The sequence below is a fragment of the Ruegeria sp. BG9 genome (assembly GCF_056538305.1).
In genome coordinates this window covers 156,219-176,081 of record NZ_JBQFSY010000005.1, presented here as the reverse complement: position 1 = coordinate 176,081, position 19,863 = coordinate 156,219, and the positions used below count along the sequence as shown (strand labels likewise).

Sequence of the window (19,863 nt, the reverse complement as noted above, 5' to 3'; positions counted from 1 at the left end):
AAACCTCTCTATATCTGTGCTCCTCCGATGGGCACAGACACCTCACGTTTTGCCAAAGGATCTGCACCATGGCCGCCCCAGACAAGATACTCTTCAACGGCAAGATCACGACGATGGATCCCGACAGGCCCGAAGCAACCGCTGTGGCCGTTTCAGGGGATCGGATCACCGCCGTTGGAACAGACAAGGACATGCTTGGATTTGCGGGACCCGAAACCGAGACCATTGATCTGGGCGGCCAGCGTGTAATTCCCGGTCTGATCGACAGTCATACGCACATCATCCGACAAGGCAACAACTTCGCGATGGAGCTGCGTTGGGACCACGTTCCCTCGCTTGTTGACGGTCTTCGTATGCTGAAGGCGCAGGCAGAGCGCACTCCTGCCGGGCAATGGATCCGCGTGGTTGGTGGTTGGTCCGTCGATCAATTCGCTGAAAAGCGCCTGCCGACCATTGATGAAATCAATGCGGTCGCGCCGGATGTGCCTGTCTACGTGTTGCATCTCTATGATCGGGCGTGGCTGAACAAAGCCGCCCTGCGTGCAATCGGCATCGACAAACACTTCTACGAGCCCTTTGTCTCAGGGCGTCTGGAGCGGGACGATCAGGGCAACCCGACTGGTCTCGCGATGGCGCGCCCCAACGCGCAACCGCTTTACGCGTTGTTGGATATGGCCCCCAAGCTGGATTTCGAACAGCAGGTCACCTCGACCAAGCACTATTTCAAGGCGCTGAATGGTCTTGGATTGACCTCGGCTTTGGATTGCGCGGGTGGGTTCCTGAACTATCCAGTTGATTACGGCGTCATCACCGAGTTGAACAAACGCGGCGAGCAAACCGTGCGCATCGGCTATCAGCTTTTTGCGCAGCGCCCGATGTTTGAGCTGGACGATTTCAAACGTTGGAATGACATCGTCAAACCGGATGAAGGCAACGACTACCTGAAATGCGTGGGCGCGGGCGAGATGCTGGTCGCGTCGGCCTATGATTTCGAAGATTTCAGCTACCCACGCCCCGATCTGCCCAAGCGGATGGAGGGGGACCTCAGGCCAGTACTCGAGTTTCTGTTCGAAAACCGCTGGCCGATCCGCTTCCATTGTACCTACGAGGAAAGCGCCCACCGGTTGCTGAGCCTTATTGAAGAGGTCGGCCGTGATAAAGGGCTGGAAGAGCTGAATTGGATTTTCGATCACGGCGAGACGATCTCAGAATCCACCATGGAATGGGTCGCGCGCCTGGGCGGCGGGATCAGCTATCAAAACCGCATCGCTTTTCAGACCACAGCCTATCGCGACCGTTACGGTGAAGACGCCCTGCGCGAGGTCATGCCGGTCAAGAAGATGATGGCCTCGGGTGTGCCTCTGGCTGCTGGCACGGATGCGACGCGGGTGTCGTCCTATAATCCGTGGTTGGCCATTCACTGGGCCGTTTCTGGCAAAGGTCGTGGCGGAGACGTCATCTGGAGTGCAGCGAACCGCTTGGATCGGCACGACGCGCTGCGTCATTGGACCGCTGCCGGGGCTTGGTTCAGCCGAGAAGCGGGAAAGAAAGGTCAGATTAAGGCGGGTCAATGGGCGGATATCGCCGTGCTCGACCGGGACTATTTCTCGATCGCCGAGGATGAGATCACCGAAATCGAGGCCGACCTGACACTGACGGGCGGCAAGATCGTGCATGCCAAGGCTCGATTTGCGGCGCATGCGCCTGCCCCACTGCCAGAGCTTCCGGATTGGTCACCCGTTCCAATTTTCGGCGCTCCCGGCGCTTCGACGCAAAGCCAAGGCAGCCTTGCCGCTGAATAGCGGCAAGACCTTAGGAGATTTCCCATGTTGGACGACCAAAAGCTAAAAATCACTTACAGCGAAAGCGATACAAAAGCACGATACGGCGCTTCGGTGTCCGGGATCGTGAGCGAGGCGGAACTGACGCTGTCAAAAGTTACGCCCAGCCTCGTTATCGCCGACCACACGTTTGTCCCGGAAGAGTTGCGTGGTCGCGGCTTGGCTCGGACCTTGGCCGCGCAGCTTGTGGCGGACGCGCGCGAAAAAGGTCTTCGCATCGTGCCGCTTTGCCCGTTTGTGCGGTCCTATGCTGAAAGAAACCGCGAGGAGTTGGCAGATGTCATCCAGTGGTAGCATCGCGAAACCTGCACCTGCGGCATCAAACTCGGCTTGGGCCCCGTTCAAACATCGGGCGTTTGCGCTTCTTTGGGTTGCGACCCTGATCTCTAACGTCGGCACTTGGATGCATGATGTGGGAGCAGGGTGGCTGATGACGACGCTCAACTCATCTCCGGCGGTTGTCTCACTTGTGCAGGCGGCAACAACCCTGCCAGTGTTCATCTTCGCCTTGTACGCTGGTACGCTGGCGGACCGGTTGGACAAACGTAAGCTGTTGATCACAGTGAACGTGGTGCTTCTGGTACTGGTTTCGGTGCTAACCGTGCTGGTTCAGCTTGAACTGGTAACACCGACGCTGCTGATCCTGTTCACATTGGCCATCGGAACTGGCACGGCTTTCATGGCTCCGGCCTGGCAAGCGATCGTGCCAACTCTGGTGCCGCGTGACGCGTTGCAGCCAGCCATTGCCTTGAATTCAATGGGCATCAACATCAGCCGCGCGATCGGCCCTGCTTTGGCGGGCGTTTTGATTGCATCGGTCAGCCTGGCAGCGCCGTTTGCAGTCAATGCGGTCAGCTATCTCGTGATCATTGGCGCTCTGTTGTTTTGGAAGCACGACGTCGGCGTTTCGAAGACATCTCAGCCTATGTTCAACGCGATGATGACCGGCATGCGTCACGTCGCACATAACAGCCCGCTCAAGGCCACGTTGATCCGATCCTTTGCCTTCTTCATCTTTGCATCTGCCTATTGGGCTCTGCTGCCGCTGGTCGTCCGGACGATCGAAGGGGGCGGGGCGACGCTGTATGGTTTGTTGCTGACTTTGATCGGTGCCGGGGCTGTCGCGGGTGCTTTGACACTTCCGCAGTTCCGAGCGAAGCTTGATGCAAGCACGACAGCTGCAGGCGGCACTATCGGCACTGCCGTTGCCATGGCAATTCTCGCAACGGCGACAACTCCTCCTCTGGCCTATATCGCGGCACTATTGGGTGGCTTTAGCTGGATTGCCGTTCTCACCACGTTCAATGTGTCGGCGCAGACCGCGCTGCCCAACTGGGTCAGGGCCCGAGGATTGTCTGTGAATCTGATGGTTTTCTTCGGATCCATGGCGTTTGGATCAGCATTCTGGGGTCAGGTGGCCACGGCAACATCTGTTTCGATCACCTTGCTGATCGCAGCAGGCGGATTGATCGTCGGCTTGCTTCTTACGCGCAAGTTTCAGCTTGGTCAGGGCGAAGATCTGGACCTGACGCCCTCTATGCATTGGCCGGCGCCGCAAGTTGCCCTTGAAGAGCACGGCTTGGCATCCCGCGGTCCTGTCATGGTCGAAGTTGAGTATCGCATCCGACCCGAGGACGAAGCTGCGTTTCTGTCCGCGATTCAAGAATGGTCAGGCGAGCGATGGCGCGACGGAGCCTATGACTGGCGCGTTTTTCAAAGTGCAGAAGAGCCTGAGCTATGGGTCGAGGCCTTCATGGTCTCATCTTGGGAAGAACATCTGGCCCAGCATGAGCGTGTGTCACACCAGGATCAGGATCTTCAACGGACCGTCGCAGCCTTCGACACCCGCGAAAGCGGACCCGTCGTTCGCCATCTAATCGCACCATGATGAGAGTGTTTGTGATGCTATCGATTTTGGTCACCCAAAGGCCCATTCTTTCGGCCACAGTCTTTGCGGCTCTGTTCTGGGCTCATGCGCCTGAGCAGGCATCTGCGGGTGGAGCGGAGTTTGAAGGCCGTATCGAAGCAGTCGAACGCTCGGACGTCTATAGCCGGGCGGAGGGCATTGTCGAAGAAGTGCTGGTTGAGCAAGGTGAGTATGTCCAAGCGGGCACGCCATTGCTGAAGCTTCGAAACGATCTGGAAAAACTGGCGGTCGATGCCGCGAGTGCAGAGTTGGCCAAAGCCGAGGCTCTGTTGCTTCAAGCCCAAGATAGGTTGGCCCGCGCCGCCCAACTCTCAACGCGTGGAGCGGCAACAGAAGTTGCTTTGTTGGACGCTGAAACCAATCTAGCTTTGGCTGAGGCTGAAAGGACCTTGGCGGAAACCGAGTTGGAGATCGCACAAACCAACTACGAAGACACCCTCATACGTGCGCCGATCTCGGGAAATGTTGAAGACCCGCGTGTTGGACCGGGTTCGCTGGTTGAGTTCAATTCCGGCGACCCGCCCCTGTTTCAACTCGTAAATCTGAACCGCCTCCGCGTTGTGTTCGAGCTTCCCTATGCCCAATGGGTTTCAGGGTTGAACAGGACCAATACGCGCTCAGAGGAGTTATCAAATTCTGGCTGGTTCCGTGTTGAAACGGAAATTGGTCGGGTTCTGGCTGATGCAATTCCGCTCACCGGATCGGCGGTTTGGTTCGATGAAAACAGCGGAAAAATTCGCGTGTGGGCAAATCTAGAAAACCCCGACCAAACGTTGCGACCGGGAATGAAAGTTCGTGTCACGCCCTTTGTCCAGCCAGTCACAGGCGCCGAGCAGGACCACTCCATGGTCAGGCCATGACGAAATCCACCCCACAAGACCCCCTCAACATCAGGCATCACAAGGACTGTTCCAAATGATCAAATTCGAATTGAACGGCCGACCCGTAGAGGTTGATAACCCCCCTGACGAAATGTTGCTGCTGGTCCTTCGAGATACGCTCAAACTCAAGGGTACGAAATACGGGTGCGGTGCTGCCATGTGTGGAGCCTGCACGGTGCATGTGGATGGTGTGGCGAGCTTCGCGTGTCAGATGTCGGTTAGCGACGTGGAGGATGCGCGAGTCACGACGATCGAAGGGTTGTCCGAAGACGGCTCGCATCCTGTTCAGAGGGCCTGGATCGAAGAGCAGGTTGCCCAATGCGGCTATTGCCAGTCGGGTCAGATCATGCGCGCGGCAGCACTTCTGGCGGACAATCCATCCCCGACGCGCGAAGAAATCGTCGATGAGATGAGTTCGAACTTGTGTCGATGCGGAACGTACAACCGAATTTTCAAAGCCATCGAACGCGCAGCCAGGGAGGTTTGAGATGACGATTAACATGAACCGCCGAGGGTTTCTACAAGGCGCAGCTGGATTGACATTTTTCATCGGTGCGGGTGGCATCTCTTCCGTGCGTGCTGAGGCAGGGGTCGGCACGCTGGATGTCAATCACTGGTTGACGATCCGGGCTGATGGAAGCATCCGCGTAGTCTTCCCGTCGACCGAAATGGGGCAAAGCAGCTACTCCACGTTACCCCAAATCCTTGCTGAGGAGTTGGATGCAGCATGGGACGACGTTGAGATCGAACAGCTAAACGCTGATGATCGACGCTTTGGAAATCAGCTGTTTGGCGGGATTTTGTATACGGCTGGCAGCACCGGAACACAGTTCTACTTCGATCCGCTGCGCAAGGCGGGCGCGCAGGCGCGCGACGTATTGCTGCAAATTGCAGCGCGCGAATGGGGTGTGGACAAAGCCAGCCTCAGGACGGAACCAAGTGTTGTTTTGGGCCCCGATGGCCAACAGGCCGGGTATGGTGAACTGGCGGCGCTTGGTTCAAGGGATGTGACGGTACCAGACGCTGAGACCGTGCCGCTGAAAGACCCGTCCGCGTTTCGGATCATCGGGCAAGACCTGCCGCGTCGCGATGTTCCGGCCAAGAGCACAGGTCAGGCTGAATATGCCATTGATGTGGAAGTGCCCAATATGGCCTATGCGGCTGTTCTGCGCGCACCAGTCGAAGACGAAATTCCGCTTTCCATCAACGACCACGCCGCACGCGAGGTACCGGGCGTCATCGATATCGTGACTGTACCCGACGGTGTCGCCGTCGTCGCGGAAAGCTTGTGGTCTGCCCTGGGAGCACGAGGTTTGCTTATGGTCGAATGGTCCACCACCTCACCCTTCCGGACCTCAAACAGCGAAGACACGCTGGCCGAATACGCCGCCGCTGTCAGCGCCCCGGACGCGTCAGGGGCAACCTGGGCTGAAAAAGGCGACGCCGCTGCAGCTATTGGCAACGCTGACCGTCAGTTTTCGCAGCTTTATTTGTCGGACTACGCCTACCACGCTCAGATTGAGCCGATGGCGGCTGTCGCTGATGTCGACGCGGACGGACAAGGTGCCGAGGTTTGGGCAGGCACGCAAACGCAGTCATGGACCGCGCGCACCGTGTCGGAGGTGTTGGGCATCCCCGTCGAAAACGTTCGTCTGAACATGATGACTATGGGCGGAGGCTTTGGTCGACGCACAGCCCTGATGCAGAACTATGTGCGGGATGCGGTGCTGTGCTCTAAGGCCGTTGGATGCCCTGTAAAAGTGATCTGGCCGCGTGAAGATGACGTGAAGCAAGGGACTTTCCGCCCCGCTGCGGCCCAAAAGCTTGAGGCAGGGCTGACAGCGGACGGAACATTGGACGGGTGGTATCACAAGGTCGCAACACCAACGGTCATTGGTTTCTTCAACCCGCTGCGTTGGGACGCGGTGAACCCGAACGATGTGATCTCGATGCGGGGTGCAGAGAGCAAATTCTATGGGATCAAGGATTTCCGCGCCGATCACCTCATCATGGACCGGCACGCCCGCCTTGCCCCCTATCGCGGTATTGGCGCGTCCTATACGGCCTTTGCGGCAGAGTGTTTTATGGACGAACTGGCAGAACAGGCCGGGCGGGACCCATTGGAGTTCCGGCTGGACCTTGTTTCCGAAAACCCGCGTGGGCGGCACCTGCTTGAGAAGGTGGCCGAGATGTCCGATTGGCAAAATCGGGGAGATCGAAACCTAGGGCTTTCTTTTGCAGGCTACAGCTCGTCCATGGCCGCAGGTGTGGCGGAAGTTGAAGTCGACGCGGACAGTGGAGAGATCCAGATCACCAACTTCTGGGCCGCAATCGATGCGGGCCTGATCGTCACGCCAGACAACGCACTCAATCAGATCGAAGGTGGCATCGTGTTCGGAATCTCGATGGCTCTTTCCGAAAAGATCGACATCGAAAACGGCGAAGTGGTGCAGAGCAACTTCTGGGACTACGAGATCACACGCGCGGCGCAGATGCCGGAAATCGAGATCTACATCGCAGAGGTCGATGCGCCGCCTGTTGGTGTTGGCGAAGTTGGAACTCCGATGGTGCCTGCGGCCATCGCAAACGCGTTCTATACCGCGCAAGGTAAGCGCCTGCGCCACATGCCGTTTACGCCGGAACGTGTGGCGGCTGTATTAGACAGCTAGTTCCGGTTCATAGCCCGAGTATCTCACGCGCCTGGTTGGCAGTCGCAACCGGGCGGTTGTATTGGGCACAGATCTCTGCAGTCCGCGTTACAAGCGCCGCGTTTGACGGTGCCAGCGTACTGCGATCCAGGCGCATGTTGTCTTCGAGGCCGGTTCGCGCGTGGCCACCGGAGGAAATGGCCCAGTGGTTCAGAACCTCCTGCTGCGCACCAATGCCTGCAGCGCACCAAGGCGCACCCGGAAACAGTCGTTCAACGGTCTTCACGTAGAAATCGAATACGTCCCGATCCGCAGGCATTGCGTTTTTCACACCCATGACAAATTGCACATAAGGCGTGTCTTTGATTTGCCCTTTCTTGTGCATCTCGGCCGCCTTCAGGATGTGGCTCAGATCGAACGCTTCGATCTCTGGTTTGACGTCATATGTCGCCATTTCAGCCGCGAGCCAGTCGACAAGATCGGGTGGGTTTTCGTAGACGCGCGTGGGGAAATTGTTCGACCCCACGGACAACGACGCCATATCCGGCCGCAACGGCAACATGCCGCCCCGCGTCTTGCCCGCCCCCGATCGCCCTCCAGTCGAAAACTGGATGATCATACCAGGGCAGTGTTTCTCGAGCCCCTCTTTCAACCTTGCGAACTTTTCCGGGTCGCTCGAAGGCGTCTCGTCATCATTTCGAACATGGGCATGGCAGATGGATGCCCCTGCCTCAAAAGCGGCCTGTGTGCTTTCGATTTGTTCTTCGACTGTGATGGGCACAGCCGGGTTGTTGGCCTTGGTTGGCAACGACCCGGTTATTGCAACGCAGATGATGCAGGGTTCGGACATTTCAGGCCTCTTTCGGTGCGAGGACAAAGTCGAATTCGACATCCCAATAGGGACCTTCAAAGCCAACTTCCGCAAATCGCGCCGGATCATCGACGCGATTGAATTCGGCGATCAGGCTTTCTTTGACGCCAAATACAGCATCCGAGTTGATATATTGGTCATCGGGATCAAAGATATGCGTGGTCAGGTCGTCGTATCCGTCTTTTGAAACGATGTAGTGTAGATGCGCCGGTCGGTACGGGTGTCGACCAAGGCGCTTCAACAGATCGCCAACTGGCCCATCATCTGGGATTGGATAGTTCTTTGGCCGCACCGCACGGAACCAATAGGTCCCATCAGCGCCGGTCGTGAAGACGCCGCGCAGGTTGAAATCAGGTTGAATACCTTTTTGCTGCACGTCGTAAAACCCGTCATCATTGGCTTGCCAGACATCAATCTTGACACCTTCCAGCGGGTTGCCCTCAACATCGGTGACACGACCCCGCACCACCATGTCCTCACCCTTTTGGTCGAGACAAATGTTCTGCCCCATCTCGTATTCCGGGGCACCTCCCACGTGGAACGGCCCCAGCACCGTGTTCTCGGAGGCCCCGGTGGGGCGACGTGAGTTCACCGCATCCACCAGCATCGACACGCCTAGAACATCGGACAGAAGAATGTATTCTTGCCGCCAGTCATCGCACATATGCCCAACCTTGGTCAGGAACATGATCGCCTCGAACCATTCCTGCTGCGTGGGTTCGATTTCCTTAACGGCTTCGTGTAGCTTTCTGGTAATGACCTCCATCACCTGCTTCAGCCGTTCGCTTTCTGCGTTTTTGTTGCGTGCCGTGACGACCTCGGCCGAGTTTTCCTCGGTAAAGTATCCCATCTCATGCGAGTCCATTGTGGCCTCCTGACTTGTGTAAGTTTGCTCCAGATTGGCTCATCGCGAAAGTACTGTGGTCAGCGCGCGACGCAGTTCGGCTTCGGCATCCGCGGCCATATCGGCTGAGCGCCACGCCACGTGTTGATCGGGACGGACCAACAAACAGCCCGTATCCAAAATCTCGGACGCGCGCGCCCAATCTCCGGTGTGGTCGACATAGGTCTGGCGCGGACCGATGACGTGACAGCGAATGGGCATACCCAATTCTTTCGAGACGGTTTCCGCCGCATTCACCCACGCCTCACCACCGATGCCGGTAAGCACAGTGAATTCCCCACGACCGCACAAATCCAGAGTTGAATGCTTGTTCCCTGTATCATGATCAAACACCCAAACATGTGGAATGCGCGCGCCGGGCCAAGTCGTCGGCTGATAGTGCAGCTCAGCATCCTGATCAAAACCGGGATTGGGTTGACCATCCGTTTCAATCGCACAGGAGTCGTAGCGCTGGTTCATTTCAACGCCATGCGCATCAAACTCATATTTTTTGAAAGCAATCGCCTCGCGAATGGCCTGCCTTTGTGCTGCAGCTTCAGGCGTTGATCCTGTGCGAGCCTCCAGATTGCTTTGCATGACCTCTGGGTCGACACCTTCTGCCATTCCGAGCGATTCAAAGATGGGACCGAATTCACCGATGGATTGATTGGCCCGTGTGACGATCTGTTTAGCTACTGGCGCCCGTTCTTCGCTGTAGCTGTCCAGCAGGTTCTCTCGGGCATGGCCTTTCAGGACTGCGGCCAGTTTCCAAGCCAAGTTGAAGCTATCCTGAATTGAAGTGTTTGACCCCAGCCCGTTGGAAGGCGGGTGTCGGTGTGCCGCGTCTCCCATGATGAACACGCGATCCTTCTGCATGTGTGTCGCGTACATGTTGTTAACGGTCCAGGTGTTGGCGCTGATCAGTTCGATCTCAAGCTCGGGGTCGCCAACCAGTTGCCGTGCAACCTGAGTGGCCATGGCCTCGTCAACCTCGGGGGCGGGTTGGTTGATGTCATAGCCCCAGACTATGAGCCATTCGTTCCATGGGCGGACCATGCGGACCAGACCCATGCCGATGCCACCGACATTCGCACCCGGTTGCATCACCCAATAGAGGACCGATGGCCGATGCGCCACGTATCTGCTGAGATCGGCCCGGAACAGGATATTCATCGATCCGCCGACGCCCATCTGACCTTCAAAAGGCAAACCGGCATGTTCCGCGACCAGAGAATTACCCCCATCCGCGCCGACCAGGTATTTCGAACGGATCGTGATTTCTTCGCCCGACAAACGATCCAAACATGTCGTTGTCACACCATCTGCGTCTTGCTCATGCCGCAAGTATTCGGTGCTCATCCGTGCCTGAGTGCCACGGCGACAGGCGGTACCGAAAAGGATCGGTTCCATGAACGTCTGTGGAAGATCATTCATCATGGTCGGGCTGGACAGCAGGTGCTCGGCCTTAGACAAAGGATGATTGCCCCAGCTTTTCATGCGCCCGATTTCCTCACCGGCGAGGCTTTCGCAGAACACGTTTTCACCCATCAGATCCTGATGCGCGGCGTGCATATAGGCTTCGGCCTCGACCTCATGACCAAGGTCGCGCAGAACCTCCATGGTGCGCTGATTGGTGATATGCGCGCGCGGCGTATTGGCCAGCCAGCGATAGCGGTTGATGACCATGTTCTCGACGCCATAGCTCGACAACAAAGCCGCCGTCGCCGAACCGGCCGGTCCGGTCCCGATGATCAGGACATCCGTTGTGATGGTGGCCATAAGCTCTCTCCCTTGTTCTTTGAATTTCTCAGGACCGCGGATCCCAGAGGCGGCCGTCATATTCGGCCTCATAGGCTTTGCCGTCCGGGTAGCTGACCAATTCCAGCTGCATGCCCCAGGGGGCGAGGAAATAGACCCAGGTTTCGCCAGCGCTTGGCCCGTCGGTCATGGTTGTCGGGTTGCCCAGGACCTCAATACCTTTGTCCTGCAAATAGCTGACGGCACCGTCCATATCGGTGGTGTAGAACGCGATGTGATGCCCGCCGATATCCGAGTTGCGCGGCAGTTTCGTATCCTGATCCGGTGCGGTATATTCGAAGATCTCGAAATTTGCGCCATTGCCGCAGCGTACCAGCCGCATCGTCGGGATCTCGGCCTTGGCGTCCACGTTTAGATGGTCCGCCATCCAAGTGCTGTCACCGCCCGAGAACGGTCCCAACGGGTAGAACACATTGCAACCGATGACGTCCTGAAAGAAGGTGACGGCCTCATCGACACTCGGGACTGTAAATCCCACGTGGTCTGTGCCCGTCATTCCCGGCAGGGAACTGCCCGCAAATGCGCCAGTTCCCAATGCTGTGACTGCGACCGTCAGTGCGAGTGTTTTCATGGATCAATCCTCCTTGTTCGATTGCGCGCCAATCACCAGCCGTCGGCGCACAGGGAATATTTGAAGTCCGGTTTTTTCCGTGATCAGCCCCCACAGTCCGCGCGGTGCGAAGAGCATGACGGCGATCCCGATCAGCCCGAGCACCATGAGGTACCAGGAGCCGTAGTCGGCGAGCAGGCTTTGCAGGATGAAGAAGATCAGCACGCCCAGGATCGGGCCTTCGATGGTCCCGATGCCTCCGATCACGACGATGAAGATCACGTAAGCCGTCCAGTCGGTGACCGAGAACGCCGCATCCGGAGAGATGCGCAGTTTCTGAACGTAAATCAGAGCGCCCGTCAGCCCGGTTCCCGCGGCTGAGACGAGGTAGACCAACCACTTCATCCGCACCGCGTCGACGCCGACGGATTTCGCTGCTTCGACATTGTCGCGTACCGCAGCCAATGCCAGCCCGCGCTTTGTTCTGAGCAGCCAGTAGATGCCCGCAATCGTTGCGATCACCAGCGCCAAAGCCAGCCAGTAGGTCAGGATATCGCGCGCTGCCGCTCCGCGAACATCAAACGTGGTCTGGATCCATTCGGTAGCCCACATCTCACGCGTTGCGGTGCGCGGCAGTGAGGTTCCGGTGCCACCGCCGAGCACTTTCCATTGGGCCACCAGAAGGCGCATGACCTCGGCGATGACCCATGTTCCGATGGCGAAATAAGCCCCTTGTAACCGGAAGGCGAAAAAGGCCGTGGGTATTGCGACGATTAGGGCTGCAACGCCGCCCAGCAGGATCGCCGGAACCGGGTCCATACCCCAAAGGATGACGCCGCCGAACATGGCGTATGCCCCCATGCCGACGAAGGCTTGCTGGCCGACGGACACAAGGCCACCATACCCGGCCAGCAGGTTCCAAAACTGCGCGAGTACAAGCATGGTGAAAATGAAGAACAGGTCTTGAATCAACCCCCTGCTGGCAAATGTCGGCAGCAGGATGAACAGGATGATCAAGGCGATGCAGACGGCTCCGGCACTGTAGGACGCGCGGGTCTGAGTCTGGACGCGGTACATTGAAGTATCAGCCATCAGTCCACCGCCCTTGGAAACAGGCCTCTGGGTTTGATCAGAAGCACGATGAGAAACGCCAGGTGGCCAGCCAGGATTTGCCATTCGGGGTTGATTGCTGCGCCGACAGTCTGCGCGACACCGATGATGATGCCTCCGATCAGAGTGCCCCACAGGCTGCCGAGGCCACCAATGATCACGGCCTCAAAAGCGTAGATCAGGCGCGCTGGACCGATGTTCGGGTCAAAGTTCGCCCGCATTCCCAAGTAGAGCGCCGCCAGCGTTACCACCAACATCGCAATGGCAGTCGCGGTGGCGAAGATACGTTCTGGCCGGATACCCATCAGACCCGCTGTCACCGCATCGTCCGAGGTCGCGCGGAACGCCCGACCCAACTCCGTGCGGTAGAAAAGTTGGTTCAGACCGACGATGACAAGGATTGCCGAGGCAAAAGTCAGCAGCGGCAGAACACCGAGGTTCAATCCACCCATTTGTACCGAAGCCGTAGCGATCTCACCTGCTGGCAGACGTTGGCTATCGGCCGAGAACCCTTCGAGCAGAGCATTCTGCAAGACGACCGACAGACCGAATGTCACAAGCAAAGGCGGCAGGATATCAGGCCCCAGCACGCGGTTCAGCACATGTCTCTGCAAAGCCCACCCCACGCCAAACATGATTGGTGCGGCAATGATCGCTGCCAGAAACGGCGAGAGCCCAAGCAGCGAGACCAGCAGAAGGATCAGATAGGCGGCAAAGACGATGAGATCGCCATGGGCCAGATTGACCAAGCGCATGATCCCGAACACAAGGCTAAGTCCTGCGGCGAACAGCGCATAGAGCCCGCCCAACAGAACGCCCTGAATGATGGTGTCGATCCAGATCATGCGGCGGCTCCTCCGAAATAGGCGTCGTGAATGGCTTCACGGCTGAGCGTTTCGGCGGTGCCTTCCAGCGTGACGCGACCCTCCATCATGCAGTAGACGCGATCCGCGACGTTCATCGCCTGACCAATGTCCTGCTCCACCACGATCAGGCTGGCCCCGGCCTCCTGAATGCAGGGGACGGCATCGTAGATGTCTTTGATGACCACTGGCGCAAGACCAAGGCTGATCTCGTCACAGAGCAGAACACGGGGGTTGCTCATCAGCGCGCGACCGATTGCAACCATCTGCTGTTGCCCGCCAGACAGGGCTGTGCCGGGGTGGTTGCGGCGCTCTTTCAGAATCGGGAACAGGTCGTAGATTGTTTGCAATGACCAATGGCCCGATACCTTGCGGCCATAGGTGCCGATCAGCAAGTTTTCCTCGACGCTTAGGGAAGGAAACAGCCGGCGCCCCTCGGGCACCATGGCCACGCCGCGCGCCATGATCTCATCAGCAGCCAAGCCCCCAATGGGTTGGCCGTCAAAGCGCACTTGATCCGACCCGTTGGTCAGAACGCCCGAGATCGAGCGCATGAGGGTCGATTTCCCGGCCCCGTTTGCCCCGATGATGGCGACGGTTTCACCTTCGTCCAGATGGATATCCACGCCGAACAGGGCTTGGAAATCTCCGTAGTGGGCGGTCAGCGCGTGGGTCTCTAACAGGCTCATCAGACTTCGATCCCCAGATAGATTTCTTTAACTTCCCGGCTGTTCATGATCTCGTCCGGATCGCCGAGACCGATGACCTTGCCGAAATCCAGCACCAGAAGGCGTTCAACAACAGAGGTCAGCGCATGCAGGACATGTTCGATCCAGATGATCGTGACACCGCTGCTGTGCAGTCCTTTGATCGTGTTGATCAGTGCTGTGCATTCCGCGTCGGTCAGCCCCCCGGCAATCTCGTCCAGCAGCAATAGCTTTGGATTGGTTGCCATCGCGCGGGCCAACTCCAGCCGTTTGCGTTGCAACAGCCGCAATCCACCGGCCGTGTCATTGGCCACATCCAAAAGTTCCGTTTTCTCGAGAATGCGGGCGCAGTCCTGTTCAACCTCATTTTCGGATTTGTTTTGTCCGTGCGTCGCGGCCACCAGCAGGTTTTCGAACACCGTCAGATGATCAAACGGCTGAGGAATCTGGAACGAGCGCCCTATGCCCGACAAGCAGCGCTGCATGGGCGGCACGCGCGTCACGTCAGCCCCGTCGAACTGGATCGACCCCGCATCAGAGGTCAGGTTGCCGGTAATCAGATTGAACAGCGTCGACTTGCCCGCCCCGTTTGGGCCAATTATCCCAAGGGCCTGCCCCTGCGCGACATCAAAACTGACATCGTCAGTGACGGTGAGCGCACCGAAGCTTTTTGAGACGTTTTTGAGCGAAAGAATGGTCATACCGGAGTTCCTGCCCCGGACAGGGTCCGGGGCGCTGGTTTCATTGCGATCAGGAGATTTCTTCCATCACACCTGCGGTCGGGATTTCGGGTGCTGAAGAGTTGTCGACGATCACGAGGTCATAGTTGCCATTGTCGAGCAGCCTCCACTGCCCTCCGACCAAGGGCGTTTTCGCAACGTTCTGTGCGGCGAAGGGAGGCAGACCCGCACCATCAAAGGCGATACGGCCAACAATGGAATCCAATTGCGTGGCAGATATAGCCTCGGCTACGGCATCGCCATCACCTGCGTCATCAACACGTCCCATGACGTTCGCAGCCATTTCGAACAACGCGTGTACAAATCCGATAGGCTGGGTCCACTGGCGGCTTGTGGCCGCCATGTAACCCTGAGCCAGTTGCGCTGAGCTCGCACCGGTCAACGACGATGAGAACGGATGCGTAGGTGACCACCACACCTCGGAACTCAGGTTGTTGCCTGCGTTACCCAACGCCTCAACCGCTTGCGGAAACAGGATGGCTTTGCCGATGCTCGCCGCCTTGGGGGTAAAACCTTGCTGCTTAGCCTGGCTCCAGAAGGTGGTGAAGTCAGGCGGGATGGGAACGCCGGTTACGATTTCAACATTCGCCTGGCGGAACGCGTTGATCTGGGCCGAGAAATCGTCGGTCAGGTTCTGGTACCGTCCGGGATCTGTCAGGCTATATCCCAACTCGGATAGAACCGGCGGGAAGCCCACATTCGGGTCGCCCCAAGCATTGCCATCACCGTCATTCGGGAACAATGCACCGACCTGCTTGTTGGTCTCCAATTGGCCCCACATCGCCGTAAAGACTGAGATAACGTCCTCAAGGCCCCAGAAGAAGTGATAGGCGTAGTAGAACGGCTCCCAGCTGGCTGGATCGCCGGGATTGCCCTGTTGGCCGATGAACCACGGCTGCCATGGCGCAACAGTGGAAATACACGGCACTTCCTCAGCCTCACAGGTCGAGGCAACCGGGTTGGTCGTTTCGGGTGTTGAAGCGACCAGCATGAGGTCGATCTCATCATCCACGATCAACTCGCCCGCCACGTCTGCTGCCCGGTTCGGGTTCGACTGGCTGTCCTTGACGATGACTTCGAAATTCGCACCGGCCTCAGATGCGGCGAAATTGTCGAGAATAAACTTGTCGGCCTCAGAAAAGGCGGCCAGAGGACCTGATTGCGGGCTGACATAGCCCAGCTTGATCTTGGCGCCCTGAGCGATAGCGGGCGCAGCGAGCGTGCCGGCGGCTAGGCCGAGGCCGGTTGCAGCGCTGGATTGCAGCAATTTGCGTCGTGTGATCATGTGTCCCTCCCTTGACACGGTGGAGTCAAACGCTTGGGGCGTTGCCCGCCCACGCGTTTTGAAGAAGCGCCCGCAGCCCATCAGCAGTGACCGGCTGTGGGTTCCAATACGGGTTCTTGAGTGCAATTTCGGTGGCGCGGTTCAGATCGGCCTCTGACAGGCCAAAGTCTCTAAGAGCCATTGGTGCGCCCATGGATTTGGAAAAATCCCAAAGCGCCTGGCCGGGCTCAGAACCGCCGAGAATTTCTGACACGGGTGCCAGAAGCTCCGGCACACCCGCCGCGTTGTAGGCGATGGCATGGGGCAGAACGACTGCGTGGGTTTCCGCGTGCGGCAGATTGAAGGACCCGCCCAGCGTATGGCAAAGCTTGTGATGCAGAGCCATTCCGACCAGACCAAGTACCGTGCCGCAGGCCCATGCACCACGCTGCGTTTCTTCCCTAGCTTCTAGGTCGTCAGGGCTTTCGACAACGGTCGGTAGACCTTCCGCAAACGCCCTAAGGCCGTCGATCGCCAATTCCGTGGTCTGATCCGTGCGATCCTTCGCATAAAGCGCCTCCGCTGCATGAGCCATTGCGTTCAAGGCGCTTGTCACGGTCATTGCGGGCGGCAATGACGCGACAAGTTCGGGGTCGTACAGAATGACCCGCGGCAGAACCTTCGGATCTGAAAGGGTGGTTTTGATGCCATCCTCAGTCTGACCCAGAATCGGAGTAGCCTCGCTGCCGGCATATGTGGTCGGGATGGCGATTTGCGGCAAACCGGTCCGAAGGGCAATCGCCTTACCCAAGCCAATCGTCGAACCTCCACCGATGGAGACAATGCTATCGGCATTAACTGACAATGCGTGTTCAACCGCTTCCTCGGTCACGCCAACCGGGGTGTGCATTGTTGCCCGAGTGAACACGCCTGCGGCACGATCCCCAACTGTTGTCGCAAGCTCCATTGCCATATCGACTTGCTGAGGCGTCGACAGGATCAGCGCCTTATTCGATCCCAGCTCCGCCAGCTCTGCGCAGATGTCGTTGCGCAAACCTGCACCGAACCGGACTTTCTGGCCATTGATGCTAGTGGTGCTGAGAGCCATAGGGTGGGTTCCTGACAAGCGATGGATTGCGGGTCTGGAGGGAACGCTAGCAGGCAAAGACAGCACTCTTGATCGAATTATCGACCATCAATATAACTTTGAGTTATGAAGCTGGACCCAAGACATCTCGAGATTCTTGCCGCCATTGTCGAGGCCGGAGGTTTGACCGAAGGCGCTGCTTTACTTGGGAAATCTCAACCCAGTGTCTCCAGAAGCGTCTCTCTCTTGGAGGATAGGGTAGGAGAGCCCCTATTCCTGCCAACCCGAAGGCCATTGCAACCCACTGAGCTTGGTCTTGCGCTTGCTCAGGAAGGTCAAAGAATCCTAAGCGCAGGTCGCCATGCAAGCCGCGTTGTGGACGAACACCGTCAGGGCATTGCCGGTGCAGTGCGGGTTGCGGGTACGCCGATCTTTATGGACGGTGTCATCTCGAACGTGATTGCAGAGTTTCAGGCTGAGTATCCCAATATTCGGATCGACCAATCCTATGGATACCCCACTGAACTTTTGTCCCAGTTGTCCGCTGAAACTCTGGACTTGGCCATTCTTCCTATGCGACCAGCAGACGTGTCTGATGAGTACGAGTTTCGTCAAATCCTGCCTGGTCGAAACGTCATTGCGTGCCGTGTTGGGCACCCATTGGCGCGCAAAAAAGAGGTGAAGCTTGAAGACATCACTGAGTTTTCCTGGATCGCGCCACCTGCAAATAGCCCGCTTTTTCGTGACTTGCGAAACACGCTGGACGGTATCGGTATGCGAGACCTCAAAATCAGTTTCACAGGCGGGTCTTTGAGTGCGGTTGTGAACGTTCTGACGGGTTCAGACTCTCTAACAGTTTTGCCTTTTTCGGTGGTCTTCATGATGCAACGGCAAAAGACTCTGACAGCACTGCCGATAAAAATCGGTGATCCCGACCGACACTTGGGATGCGTTACGCTGAGCGCCCGAAGCATGCCGGCTTCGTCGGAGCGCGTTCTTGAGTTCATAAAGCAGAAGTTCGAAATGCTTGATCGCTTGATTTGTAGCGCGGGGTGATCTCTATGACCGGTCTAGCCTGAGAACCCCGAGAGATTGAGTTGGTTTGTGAAGCCCGGACGAGGTCATAGACGCATGTTGTTCAATGCGCGCTGCCTCAGGGGTCTTATTGGGTTTAGTGGACCTCTGTATATTTCAATGTTTTTAGGTCAGAGATGCTTGACGTTTGGGTCAGAATTGAATGACGAGATTCACCGATTTTCTGAGGTTTGGGAGTTTTGGTTAGGCAGTTGTCGGTGACGTTCTACATTTCTTGTTAGATGTCAGACGAATTTGACCTTTGCGTCAAAAACTGACCCAACCCCAACTTTTCATACTCCCGAAGACAGTTGCGTTCGATCTGACCTTCCTTACGGAAATCACAGCTGATTTGTAGACCAGACGGCGAAGCCGCCGCTTCCGACTGATCTGCCACGTGGCGAACGCGTGAGCGGGCGTAACAATTCTATTCGAAAGGAGTGGTGCAGCCCGCGTACCGGTCATTCAGAAACCGTGCAGCAATTCGATAAGGTGCGAAAACGGCTGGACGGGACAATCCAGAAACTTGCGATCGGACAAGGCATTTCAGCTTGGCACCTGTCCCCAATTTTAGTGTAATAGTGTCTAAATGCGCATTATCCTAAAGCGCTCATAACTCCCAAGGAGGCTTTGCGCCTATCTCTGCAACCAGAAAGTCCATGAACACCCGCACTTTTGGGGACAATACGTTGGACTTGGGATAGATCAGCCATAAGACATTGTCTTCACTGGCCTCGTAGTTTGGAAGAACCCGTAGCAAACGACCTGACTTCAGTTGGTCATGCACGCTCCATCGAGCATTCAAAGAAATACCGGCTCCGGCTAGTGTGGCGCGGACCTGGCTTTGACCGTCATCGATGATCAATTGGCCTTTGGCTGATGCGGGATCGAAAATAGCAGTTTCGTCCGCCGGTCCTTTCAGTGGCCGCGGTTGGAAGTTTTGGAAAGCGATCAGACGGTGGTTTGTCAAATCGGCTGGTGTATCGGGAACGCCATGCGTTTCGAGGTAGTGCGGCGCGGCACACAGAATTCGCTGGTCATCAGCCAGTTTGCGGCCCTTCAGGCTGGTGTCGACCAGTGGCGCATTCCTGAGCGCTAGATCATAGCTTCCTTCGATCAGATCAAACTGCACATCGGACAGCCGCAGATCGAGTGTGAGATCGGGGTGCTGTTCAAGAAACTTTGGCAGGATTGGCGCGATGTAGAGCTGTGCGAAACTGCTTGGCGCAGCAAAACGCAATGTACCTTTGATCGTTGTCATTTGCTTACCCAATGCAGCAAATGCCGCCTCTTCCTGCGCAATGATCTCACGGGCGAAGGGCAGGAAATCCGCTCCTTCCACTGACAACGACACTTTGCGTGTCGTGCGGTGCAAAAGCTCGAAACCGAGGTTCTGCTCCAGCTTGGCAAGCCTTGTGCTGGAAACCGCTGGGGCCATGCCCAGATCACGCCCCGCCGCGCTGATGTTCAGCATGTCTGCTGCCCTAATAAACAATCGAAGCGCGTCTGTGTCTAAGCCCATTATATTTATTTTCCGAATTATCAATACATGATTGGGCAGTTTATCTTCAATTTGATCGAGGTTAAATCCCTTTTAAA

At 57.1% G+C, this 19,863-nt stretch carries 18 protein-coding genes; 7 read left to right on the top strand and 11 right to left on the bottom strand.

The features are described 5' to 3' along the window. Positions 1-68 precede the first annotated feature (68 nt). From ACR0I8_RS10400 to ACR0I8_RS10375, 6 genes are read left to right on the top strand one after another with little or no spacing between them, the layout of a single operon-like run. Complete coding sequence (locus ACR0I8_RS10400; RefSeq protein WP_170690349.1) at positions 69-1,802, top strand: amidohydrolase; 1,734 nt, start codon at positions 69-71, stop codon at positions 1,800-1,802. Between the two features lie 24 nt (positions 1,803-1,826). Beyond that, positions 1,827-2,135: a GNAT family N-acetyltransferase gene (locus ACR0I8_RS10395; protein WP_170473324.1), complete on the top strand. Its 309-nt coding sequence runs from the start codon at positions 1,827-1,829 to the stop codon at positions 2,133-2,135. After that, complete coding sequence (locus ACR0I8_RS10390) at positions 2,119-3,729, top strand: MFS transporter (protein WP_170690348.1); 1,611 nt, start codon at positions 2,119-2,121, stop codon at positions 3,727-3,729. The genes ACR0I8_RS10395 and ACR0I8_RS10390 overlap by 17 nt, the downstream gene beginning before the upstream one ends. 14 nt (positions 3,730-3,743) lie before the next feature. Continuing rightward, positions 3,744-4,628, top strand: a complete 885-nt coding sequence (locus ACR0I8_RS10385) for an efflux RND transporter periplasmic adaptor subunit (protein ID WP_170690346.1) — start codon at positions 3,744-3,746, stop codon at positions 4,626-4,628. 55 nt (positions 4,629-4,683) lie between these two features. Beyond that, positions 4,684-5,136, top strand: a complete 453-nt coding sequence (locus ACR0I8_RS10380) for a (2Fe-2S)-binding protein (protein ID WP_170690344.1) — start codon at positions 4,684-4,686, stop codon at positions 5,134-5,136. A 1-nt stretch (position 5,137) separates the two neighbouring features. After that, positions 5,138-7,318: a molybdopterin cofactor-binding domain-containing protein gene (locus ACR0I8_RS10375; RefSeq protein ID WP_170690343.1), complete on the top strand. Its 2,181-nt coding sequence runs from the start codon at positions 5,138-5,140 to the stop codon at positions 7,316-7,318. 7 nt (positions 7,319-7,325) lie between these two features. On the opposite strand, the gene ACR0I8_RS10370 is transcribed toward ACR0I8_RS10375, so the two are convergent. Genes ACR0I8_RS10370 through ACR0I8_RS10325 form a run of 10 tightly spaced genes read right to left on the bottom strand, consistent with a single transcriptional unit; the run spans position 7,326 to position 17,211 of the window. Beyond that, complete coding sequence (locus ACR0I8_RS10370) at positions 7,326-8,147, bottom strand: 3-oxoadipate:acetyl-CoA acetyltransferase (protein ID WP_170668339.1); 822 nt, start codon at positions 8,145-8,147, stop codon at positions 7,326-7,328. Position 8,148: 1 nt separating this feature from the next. Further along, the gene (locus tag ACR0I8_RS10365) at positions 8,149-9,033 is read right to left on the bottom strand and encodes an intradiol ring-cleavage dioxygenase (protein ID WP_170690341.1); all 885 of its coding nucleotides are present in this window, start codon (positions 9,031-9,033) and stop codon (positions 8,149-8,151) included. A gap of 39 nt (positions 9,034-9,072) precedes the next feature. Next, positions 9,073-10,830: an FAD-dependent oxidoreductase gene (locus tag ACR0I8_RS10360; RefSeq protein ID WP_170690339.1), complete on the bottom strand. Its 1,758-nt coding sequence runs from the start codon at positions 10,828-10,830 to the stop codon at positions 9,073-9,075. Between the two features lie 28 nt (positions 10,831-10,858). Beyond that, positions 10,859-11,440 (bottom strand): VOC family protein, encoded by a 582-nt coding sequence (locus ACR0I8_RS10355; protein WP_170690337.1) that lies wholly within the window; start codon positions 11,438-11,440, stop codon positions 10,859-10,861. Positions 11,441-11,443: 3 nt separating this feature from the next. Continuing rightward, positions 11,444-12,511: a branched-chain amino acid ABC transporter permease gene (locus tag ACR0I8_RS10350; RefSeq protein WP_480703125.1), complete on the bottom strand. Its 1,068-nt coding sequence runs from the start codon at positions 12,509-12,511 to the stop codon at positions 11,444-11,446. Next, positions 12,511-13,374, bottom strand: a complete 864-nt coding sequence (locus ACR0I8_RS10345) for a branched-chain amino acid ABC transporter permease (protein WP_170680886.1) — start codon at positions 13,372-13,374, stop codon at positions 12,511-12,513. The genes ACR0I8_RS10350 and ACR0I8_RS10345 overlap by 1 nt, the downstream gene beginning before the upstream one ends. Next, positions 13,371-14,081, bottom strand: coding sequence for a branched-chain amino acid ABC transporter ATP-binding protein (locus ACR0I8_RS10340; RefSeq protein WP_170690335.1), 711 nt, complete (start codon positions 14,079-14,081; stop codon positions 13,371-13,373). Before ACR0I8_RS10340 ends, ACR0I8_RS10345 begins: the two co-directional genes overlap by 4 nt. After that, positions 14,081-14,800: an ABC transporter ATP-binding protein gene (locus ACR0I8_RS10335; RefSeq protein ID WP_170690334.1), complete on the bottom strand. Its 720-nt coding sequence runs from the start codon at positions 14,798-14,800 to the stop codon at positions 14,081-14,083. Before ACR0I8_RS10335 ends, ACR0I8_RS10340 begins: the two co-directional genes overlap by 1 nt. Before the next feature lie 49 nt (positions 14,801-14,849). Continuing rightward, positions 14,850-16,124 (bottom strand): ABC transporter substrate-binding protein, encoded by a 1,275-nt coding sequence (locus ACR0I8_RS10330; RefSeq protein ID WP_170690332.1) that lies wholly within the window; start codon positions 16,122-16,124, stop codon positions 14,850-14,852. 25 nt (positions 16,125-16,149) lie between these two features. Beyond that, entirely contained in the window at positions 16,150-17,211 is a 1,062-nt protein-coding gene (locus ACR0I8_RS10325; RefSeq protein ID WP_170690330.1) for a maleylacetate reductase, read from the bottom strand. A gap of 105 nt (positions 17,212-17,316) precedes the next feature. On the opposite strand from ACR0I8_RS10325, the gene ACR0I8_RS10320 reads away from it, so the two are divergent. Then, complete coding sequence (locus ACR0I8_RS10320; protein WP_170690328.1) at positions 17,317-18,246, top strand: LysR family transcriptional regulator; 930 nt, start codon at positions 17,317-17,319, stop codon at positions 18,244-18,246. A 628-nt stretch (positions 18,247-18,874) separates the two neighbouring features. On the opposite strand, the gene ACR0I8_RS10315 is transcribed toward ACR0I8_RS10320, so the two are convergent. Further along, entirely contained in the window at positions 18,875-19,786 is a 912-nt protein-coding gene (locus ACR0I8_RS10315) for a LysR family transcriptional regulator (RefSeq protein ID WP_170690327.1), read from the bottom strand. Positions 19,787-19,863: the final 77 nt, after the last annotated feature.

Bases quoted from the DNA above. Each gene is read 5' to 3' on its own strand.
- ACR0I8_RS10400 (WP_170690349.1), top strand. From the start codon at position 69: ATGGCCGCCCCAGACAAGATACTCTTCAACGGCAAGATCACGACGATG.
- ACR0I8_RS10395 (WP_170473324.1), top strand. From the start codon at position 1,827: ATGTTGGACGACCAAAAGCTAAAAATCACTTACAGCGAAAGCGATACA.
- ACR0I8_RS10390 (WP_170690348.1), top strand. From the start codon at position 2,119: ATGTCATCCAGTGGTAGCATCGCGAAACCTGCACCTGCGGCATCAAAC.
- ACR0I8_RS10385 (WP_170690346.1), top strand. From the start codon at position 3,744: ATGCTATCGATTTTGGTCACCCAAAGGCCCATTCTTTCGGCCACAGTC.
- ACR0I8_RS10380 (WP_170690344.1), top strand. From the start codon at position 4,684: ATGATCAAATTCGAATTGAACGGCCGACCCGTAGAGGTTGATAACCCC.
- ACR0I8_RS10375 (WP_170690343.1), top strand. From the start codon at position 5,138: ATGACGATTAACATGAACCGCCGAGGGTTTCTACAAGGCGCAGCTGGA.
- ACR0I8_RS10370 (WP_170668339.1), bottom strand. From the start codon at position 8,147: ATGTCCGAACCCTGCATCATCTGCGTTGCAATAACCGGGTCGTTGCCA.
- ACR0I8_RS10365 (WP_170690341.1), bottom strand. From the start codon at position 9,033: ATGGACTCGCATGAGATGGGATACTTTACCGAGGAAAACTCGGCCGAG.
- ACR0I8_RS10360 (WP_170690339.1), bottom strand. From the start codon at position 10,830: ATGGCCACCATCACAACGGATGTCCTGATCATCGGGACCGGACCGGCC.
- ACR0I8_RS10355 (WP_170690337.1), bottom strand. From the start codon at position 11,440: ATGAAAACACTCGCACTGACGGTCGCAGTCACAGCATTGGGAACTGGC.
- ACR0I8_RS10350 (WP_480703125.1), bottom strand. From the start codon at position 12,511: ATGGCTGATACTTCAATGTACCGCGTCCAGACTCAGACCCGCGCGTCC.
- ACR0I8_RS10345 (WP_170680886.1), bottom strand. From the start codon at position 13,374: ATGATCTGGATCGACACCATCATTCAGGGCGTTCTGTTGGGCGGGCTC.
- ACR0I8_RS10340 (WP_170690335.1), bottom strand. From the start codon at position 14,081: ATGAGCCTGTTAGAGACCCACGCGCTGACCGCCCACTACGGAGATTTC.
- ACR0I8_RS10335 (WP_170690334.1), bottom strand. From the start codon at position 14,800: ATGACCATTCTTTCGCTCAAAAACGTCTCAAAAAGCTTCGGTGCGCTC.
- ACR0I8_RS10330 (WP_170690332.1), bottom strand. From the start codon at position 16,124: ATGATCACACGACGCAAATTGCTGCAATCCAGCGCTGCAACCGGCCTC.
- ACR0I8_RS10325 (WP_170690330.1), bottom strand. From the start codon at position 17,211: ATGGCTCTCAGCACCACTAGCATCAATGGCCAGAAAGTCCGGTTCGGT.
- ACR0I8_RS10320 (WP_170690328.1), top strand. From the start codon at position 17,317: ATGAAGCTGGACCCAAGACATCTCGAGATTCTTGCCGCCATTGTCGAG.
- ACR0I8_RS10315 (WP_170690327.1), bottom strand. From the start codon at position 19,786: ATGGGCTTAGACACAGACGCGCTTCGATTGTTTATTAGGGCAGCAGAC.